The sequence below is a fragment of the Anaerococcus sp. genome (assembly GCF_022770135.1).
In the GTDB taxonomy this organism is placed as follows: Bacteria; Bacillota; Clostridia; order Tissierellales; family Peptoniphilaceae; genus Anaerococcus.
Map to the genome: position 1 here is coordinate 1 of NZ_JALEIL010000003.1, position 3,957 is coordinate 3,957.

The window sequence follows — 3,957 nt, forward strand, 5'->3', positions numbered from 1 at the left end:
AAGATATTCACTAAAAGAACTTCTTGGAAAAGGAGATGAAACTTCAGACGTATCAACAACTGACACTATAGTTGTAGAATACACTGGACAATTAGCTACTGATACAACAAAAGTAGATCAAAGAGCAGAAATTATCGATAACACAATACTAGATACTGCTGATTACAGTCTTGATATAAATAGCTTATCAAGCACTGGTCCAATCTATGTAGATGTAGATAAGTCAAATATTACGCCAATACCAGTCGAAAACCGCAAGGTAGAATACCCATTCACAGGTGGACCTGGTGTATGGATTGGATTTGCGATAATTGGACTTATCGTAATGCTTGGAGGAGTTTTAATCTACACTAAGAAGAAAAAAGAGCCTTTAAGCTAATAGTCTAAAATAGACAAAGGAAAAACCCTAGTTTTCCAAATATGGAAGCTAGGGCTTTCTTTTGCCTAAAATTAGGATTATTCTTTATTCTTACTAGGAGCTAGGATTGAGATTATGGCGAAGATGCCAAGGATAAATTGATACCAGAAGAAAGGAATAAGCTCGAAGGGAGCTAGGGCTCCTCCGGTAAAGCCTGCCGCTATGAGGACCTGGGCTGAATAGGGGATTATTCCTTGGAATACACAGGAGAAGGTATCGAGGAGTGAGGCGCTACGCCTTGGATCAATCCCAAATTCTCTAGACATCTTCTTAGCTATAGGCCCTGAGATTATGATTGCTACAGTGTTATTGGCGACACAAATATCCGCTAGGGATACGAGGGCCCCTATGCCAAGCTCTCCTGTCCTAACGTCTGTGGCGAAGATTTTAATCTTGGATATTATCCAATTGATTCCTCCTTCATCTGCCACCATCTTGGACAGGCCTCCTATAAGCATAGAAAGAAGGAAAATCTCAAACATTCCTGTAAAGCCTTCCCAGATAATTTGGGATATATCTATAATGGAAGATCCTCTTAGGAGCAAAAGAGCAGAGGAAAGTCCAATTGCTCCAGTAAGTACGACAAATACATTGACTCCCATAAGGGCAACTATGAGGACAAATAGATAGGGGATAATTGATAAAAGGTCGTAAGTAAGGTCTGTCGGACTTGTCGTAGCTTCCGGAGCTCCGAATATTAGAAGAAGGATTATAGTTAGGATTGCGGAAGGTATGGCGATTTTGGCATTCATCTTAAACTTATCCTTCATATCACAACCCTGACTCCTGGTTGCGGCTATGGTTGTATCGGAGATTATGGAAAGATTGTCCCCAAACATTGCTCCGCCCACCAAGGCACCCAGCATTAGGGCAAGGCTTATACCGCTAGTATTAGCAAGCCCTACTGAGATTGGGCCAAGGGCGGTGATAGTGCCTACAGATGATCCTGTAGCTATTGATATAAAGGAAGCTATGAGAAAGACTCCTGCTGTAAGAAAGCCTGTTGGGATAAAGGAAAGTCCTAGGGCAACTACAGAGTCTACTCCGCCTGAGGCCTTGGCAAGGGAGGAGAAGGCTCCTGCTAGTAGGTAGATCAAACACATAATAATGATATTAGAGTCCCCACAACCTGAAACTAAGGTATCGAACTTATCTTCTATACTTCCTTCAAATATAAAAAAGGCTGCTATAATTGCGACAAAGACTGCTATAGGGGCAGGTAGCTGGTAAAAGGCCATCTCGACTCCTTTGATTTGTAGAATTAGGCCTGTGGCTAGGTAAAGGCCAATGAAAATCCCAAAAGGAATCAAAGCCTTGGCCGAAATTTTATTGTTTTCTGTCATAATTTTTCCTCTCGATTTATGGTTTTTAACTTTAAAGGGCTTATATTCTCTAAACACTCTAACACAAGTAGGTGGAAATTTCAAAGTTGCTTAAGAAATATTTTTTGTAAGGCTGTGTTTTCTCTTAAATATATAAGTGTCGTTTTAGGCCGTAGAATGCTCGTGAGATATCTCGACTTCGCTAGACATAAGGTAGGGAAATTGCTTACTATTACATTGTTCAAAAATCCCCCTTGCTTCGACCTTGCGGAGAAGCCTCTTGTGATTAGTGTACGTTCTTAGATAACTTTTATATTTATATTTACATGTCATCTTAGACTGTAGACCTCTCGTCGCTTCCTCGTGGAAGCTCTGTCGAGGTGGAAAATTGTATGAGATATCTCCACTTCGGTCGATATAAGGGATAGAGTCCATAGCGGATATACCATTAAAGATAAGAGTACATATCCAATTGGTGATTTCTGTGAGATATCTCGACTACGCTTCGCTCCGCTCGACGGTAGTTTGCGGATTCGGGACAAGCATAGCTTGACCTTCATCTTATTAACTTAGAACGATAGTCATCGTTCTTTTATCCTTTGTTAATATTAACAAAGGATACTGCACTATTTTGCTCTGCAAAATAGTGGCCCATGACGAGGGCTCCCTCGATTAAGGGCTGCCATCAATTTACTATCGTTCATTGTGGCCAGAACCATTAGATATAAGGGAAATGTGCTTCAATAATGTTGTGTGAAGCGATGATGTTCCCTTACTTCGACCTTGTGGAGAAGTCTCTTGAGATCAATGTAGTTTCTTAGATATACTTTATCTTTAATTATACATGTCGTCTTAGACTGTAGACCTCTCGTCGCTTCGCTCTGTCGAGGTGGGAACTCAGTGAGATGTCTCGACTTCGCTCGACATAAGGGGTAGATGGTCGATATAAGGAAAAGTTCTTTTATCTTATATAAATAAAGCAAATAAGCCATGGCTAGCTTCTTATTTGCTTAAGATAAAGTATGTCTTTCTTTCCTTAACAATATATTATTGTCCCAAAGCGGGTATAGTTATATATAATAATAATTTTCTTAGAAAGGGTAGTTATGAATTTTGAATATTATTTAACTTATTTTTTTATCTATGCCTTTATAGGCTGGATACTTGAAGTTTCATTTAAGGCAATGAGGAGGGGAGTTTTTGTAAATAGTGGTTTTCTTAATGGACCCTATTGTCCTGTCTATGGCTTTGGAGCTGTGGCAGTCTTGTACTTTTTAAGCTTGGTGGATTCTTCTAACAAGCTAATCCTCTTAGTTGCCTCTATGTTTATAGCAAGTCTAATCGAGCTTATCACAGGCTTTGTTTTGGAGAAGCTTTTTCATATGAAATGGTGGGACTACTCTGACAAGGTCCTCAATATAGGAGGCTATATTTGTCTTGAGTTTTCCCTAATTTGGGCTGCACTTTGCTTTATCTTATATGAAGTAATCCATCCCCTAGTAGCTCAATTAGTAAGTCAGTTTTCTACAAAATTTCTCTTAGGATTTGATTTAATCTTTGCCCTAGTCTTGTTTGTGGACTTACTTGCTACAGTTAATATGATTCTAGGAGTCAACAAGAAGTTCAAGGAGATTGAAAAGTCTTCAGCTAGGATCAAGCAAGTTTCAGATAAGATTGGTGGGAAGGTTGCAGAAAGAAGCCTAGACCTTAAGGAGAAAAGAGAAGAGTTTGAAAATAGCGAGCTTGGCCAAAATCTCGATAGGAGAGGGGAGAGGTTAAGGCTTGACCTAAAGAAAGTCTTAGATAAGAAATCCGAGAGAAGGATTATCAGGGCCTATCCAAATCTTAGGCTAAGAATTGAGGAGAAACTTAAAGATTTGAATGAAAAGTAGGGTATGAATCAATAAAGGGGGATTGTCCATGAAGTTGAACGAAAAAAGAGAAATGCGCTTTACTGATTTTAAAAGGAAAGAGCTTGCCCAGAGAGTGGGAAGACTTGCTAGGATTTGCCAGAACCTAGAGATTCCAATTCTTATCATGGTTGATGGCTTCGAGTCATCTGGCAAGGGCTATGTGATAAATGATATAAGTAGAGAGCTTAATCCTAAATATTTTGATGTGGAAGTCTTCGAGAAGGACGAGGCCTACGATGATAAGTTCCCAACTATGAAGAGGTTTTTTGAAAGCACCCCCCGCAATGGTCATATCAAAATCTTC

General features: G+C 39.6%; 3 protein-coding genes and 1 pseudogene. 3 read left to right on the forward strand and 1 reads right to left on the reverse strand.

Annotation, left to right across the window (positions count from 1 at the left end; all coding sequences use genetic code 11):
- On the forward strand, window positions 1-379 hold a 379-nt coding region (locus MRZ08_RS00200; protein WP_290878586.1), incomplete at its 5' end, for an LPXTG cell wall anchor domain-containing protein.
- Between the two features lie 77 nt (window positions 380-456).
- Here MRZ08_RS00200 and MRZ08_RS00205 read toward each other — a convergent pair.
- Complete coding sequence (locus MRZ08_RS00205) at window positions 457-1,761, reverse strand: Na+/H+ antiporter NhaC family protein (RefSeq protein WP_290878588.1); 1,305 nt, start codon at window positions 1,759-1,761, stop codon at window positions 457-459.
- A 1,085-nt stretch (window positions 1,762-2,846) separates the two neighbouring features.
- Between MRZ08_RS00205 and MRZ08_RS00210 the strand changes: the two genes are divergently transcribed.
- Entirely contained in the window at window positions 2,847-3,632 is a 786-nt protein-coding gene (locus MRZ08_RS00210) for a putative ABC transporter permease (RefSeq protein WP_290878590.1), read from the forward strand.
- 28 nt (window positions 3,633-3,660) lie between these two features.
- A pseudogene (locus MRZ08_RS00215) lies at window positions 3,661-3,957 on the forward strand (hypothetical protein); the annotation flags it as partial.

Excerpts from the sequence above, each read along its gene's own strand:
- MRZ08_RS00205 (WP_290878588.1), bottom strand. The coding sequence starts at position 1,761 with ATGACAGAAAACAATAAAATTTCGGCCAAGGCTTTGATTCCTTTTGGG.
- MRZ08_RS00210 (WP_290878590.1), top strand. The coding sequence starts at position 2,847 with ATGAATTTTGAATATTATTTAACTTATTTTTTTATCTATGCCTTTATA.